Genomic DNA, 3293 nt, shown 5'->3' on the forward strand with positions numbered 1-3293 from the left:
ATATAAAAATGATCGAGGAAAAATATATTAAAAATCAAGAATAAACAAGAAAGAATTTTAACATAAACTATTCCTAATTGTTATTTATTTCTAAAAAAAGTACTGTAATACGAACTATTCCTAATTGTTGTTTATTGCTAAAATGAATACCGTAATATTAGATAAATATAAAGGGTGGCATTTTATGAAATCAAGAGGAATTACTCGTAAAGCAGATAGTATGGGGCGTATTGTTATTCCAATGGAAATAAGACGGAGTTTAGGAATTGTAGAAAAAGATTCTCTTGAAATGTTTATAGAAGAGGATCAGATTATTTTACGAAAATATCAATCTCCAAGAGCTTGTGCACTTACAGGAGATATTTCAGACAGCAATATTTCGTTAGCGAATGGGAAGATTATCGTAAGTCCAAACGGGATGGAACTGTTAATAAAGAAGTTACAGCAATATCTTTTAAAGTAAAAGATAAGTAAGAACTTTAAAATAGAATATACTTGGAAAAAGTCCTCTATTCATTTAGGGGGCTTTTTTATTGTTATCAATAAAATTGAGAGGCCGTAGTTGGTTCAATGGAATACGGATTACCTTATAAATAGTCTGACTATTTTTTATAAAAAAACTATTTATTTACATTTTTTTGTTTCGTGTTATATTTTTAATGTTAACATAGTTGTATTGAAAATTCTGATTTTAAAATTAGGAAAACTTTAGAAAATGAAATACTCTTACTTGAATTGAAAATCATATAAACATAGTTTGAAAGTAAAGTATGAAAATGAATCAGATTTTCAAATTAAATTTGCCAAATCAATGGAGGTTCGTGGGGGAAATGTAACTAAGAAGAAATCTCTTATACTCCATGTTTTTTATTTGTAAATCGGTAATTCTAATAGCTCTGACGAAAAGTAAAGGAGTAAAAAAGAAGTGGATAGTTTGTTTAATAGAAGATAGGGTGTAAAAAATAAAACAACGGAGGTTTTATAATGAATAAAGGAATACTGCAGATTACAGAAATTGAAGAAATTACCATTCCGAATCTATTGAAGGATAAAATGAAGAATCTGATAGAAAATGAATTAAAAACTCATAATCCTTATACTTGTGATCAAGAAATAGCAGCATATTTTTCAAAAGAGTGGCTTAATTGTTTGATTGACTATTCAAAGAAAACTCCGAATTCAGACATGAAAAATCTACTACATATGATAAAAATAGCGAATTGTGGTGGGAACGTACCGCCTATCCTTATTAAAAATACTCCATGTGATCCTATAGAAACACTATTACCTGGGGAAAATCGCAGAGGTTTTAATTATGGTGAAGACGAACACGATAGAATGAAAAAATATTTTTATGCAGAATGGGTCACATGGCTTTTTGCCACACTTTTTAATTATGATGCTTTAATTCACCCATCCGAACATGCAGGGAAAAATAGATTTCATCTCATTTCACCTTTAAACAACGATGAAGTTTTGCGAAATGTCGGTGCAAGCACCGGTGGCGGGAACTTTTATCAACATAACGATGCCACAGTGTATACAGATATGAAAGACCAATCAGATATTGAAGCAAGATTGAAAACATTCAATACGAATTTAGAAATTGTATCAAATAGACTTAATAAATCCGTGGAACGAATAGTGTCTGAAATTACTTGTGGAAAATTTACTAGAGTTGATGCTCTTTTATTAAAAGGAGTGTTAAATTTAAAAACTCAAACTCATATTGGAACGCCAAAATTACTTCAAAAGCATCTTGAAGAAAATTTCTTCAGTAAAGATGACATATTGGCGATAAGTAAAATGCCTATTGCTCATATCGCAGGAATGGCTGATGGTGAAATATCGGGATTTGTAGGGGAAATAAACCAAATTATATTTTTAGATGATAATGGTGATATTATTGCAACTTGTTTAAATGGAGCAGAGAATAGATTGATTTATGTAGGAGAAAGTGAAGAAGAAAAATTGAAATTTGACATGTTTTTAGAACTCTTACGAACAACGCCTACTTATAAGGTTCCACTTACATCTGAAGATTTATTAATTATCCCAAATTCATACTATGGTAAACAAACAAATGTAACTCATGGTAGAGAAAGGTTATCTGAGGAAGAATATAAAATCCCGATTGGAAATAATAAATACGGAAGAAGAATTGTTTGCAGGCAATACGTTTCCAGCCGATTACGTGATCAGAAAGAAAGTTACTTTAAAGATTTAATTAACTAGTTTAAAGAGAGGAGGGAAGATGGGGAGGTTTGGGGTATAATAGCTCAAGCCTTCCCATATTCTTTGTATGGATTTTACTATTGAATTACTCATACTACTATTTTTAGTAGCTGTATTAGCAGGATGGATAGATACGATTGCTGGAGGCGGTGGTATGATAACTATCCCGATAATGTTATTAGTAGGTATGTCTCCTTCTGTAGCGATAGCAACTAATAAACTGCAAGGGAGTAGCGGAACTCTCATGGCAACAGTGTTTTTTATTAAGAAGAAAGAAATTAATCTTAAAGAAATGCGTTTGTCCATCTTAATGACCTTTTTTGGATCAGTTTTCGGTGGATGGCTTGTTTTACAGATACGAGCAGAATATCTAATTATGATATTACCTTTTTTACTTGTTTTTATTGGCATTTATTTTCTATTATCTCCAAATATAGCAAACGAAGATCGACCGAGAAAAATAAGTATGTTGTTGTTTGCGTTAACAGTGGCTCCGTTACTGGGATTTTATGATGGTTTCTTCGGCCCAGGAACAGGTAGTTTAATTGCTTTAGCATTCATTCTTTTATGTGGATATAGTGCTACACGGGCGACTGCAAATGCTAAGATTTTGAACTTTACAAGTAATTTCGCTGCTTTGTTGTATTTTATTATTTTTGGCCAAATCGATTGGACAATTGGATTGATTATGATGCTTGGTCAAATAATAGGATCATATATTGGGGCGAAGATGGTGCTTACAAAAGGGACGGCATTAATACGACCAATAGTGGTTATTGTTTGCTTTGTCATGGCAATTAAGATTTTTTTACAAAATATGAACTAAATGTAATCAATATATTATTTGTATCAAAGTTAGAGTGTTTTCATGTTCCTATTGCAGTATTACGCTGTTTAAGATGTGTTCAAAATTACACAATTTGACTAGTGTAATGTATTGCGTTATGCTTTTTTATAGTATAAAAGAAAGGCTTGAAGATAATGATTCGTCGTTTGAGAAAGCTAAAAAATGTAGCAGTCGTAGTAAGCTTCTAAGTAAATAGCAATATATATAATAC

Annotated in this window: 3 protein-coding genes; all 3 read left to right on the plus strand. The window is 31.2% G+C overall.

Translation table 11 applies throughout. The features are described from left to right. The first annotated feature begins 184 nt into the window (after window positions 1–184). The 3 genes from ABWK52_RS28955 (at window position 185) to ABWK52_RS28965 (ending at window position 3061) form a co-directional block, all read left to right on the plus strand. Window positions 185–463, plus strand: coding sequence for an AbrB/MazE/SpoVT family DNA-binding domain-containing protein (locus ABWK52_RS28955; RefSeq protein ID WP_000842216.1), 279 nt, complete (start codon window positions 185–187; stop codon window positions 461–463). A 521-nt stretch (window positions 464–984) separates the two neighbouring features. Next, complete coding sequence (locus ABWK52_RS28960; protein ID WP_001032367.1) at window positions 985–2235, plus strand: hypothetical protein; 1251 nt, start codon at window positions 985–987, stop codon at window positions 2233–2235. A gap of 67 nt (window positions 2236–2302) precedes the next feature. Then, the gene (locus tag ABWK52_RS28965) at window positions 2303–3061 is read left to right on the plus strand and encodes a TSUP family transporter (protein WP_000347986.1); all 759 of its coding nucleotides are present in this window, start codon (window positions 2303–2305) and stop codon (window positions 3059–3061) included. Window positions 3062–3293 lie beyond the last annotated feature (232 nt).

The sequence above is a fragment of the Bacillus sp. AP50 genome, assembly GCF_040492675.1.
In the GTDB taxonomy this organism is placed as follows: domain Bacteria; phylum Bacillota; class Bacilli; order Bacillales; family Bacillaceae_G; genus Bacillus_A; species Bacillus_A cereus.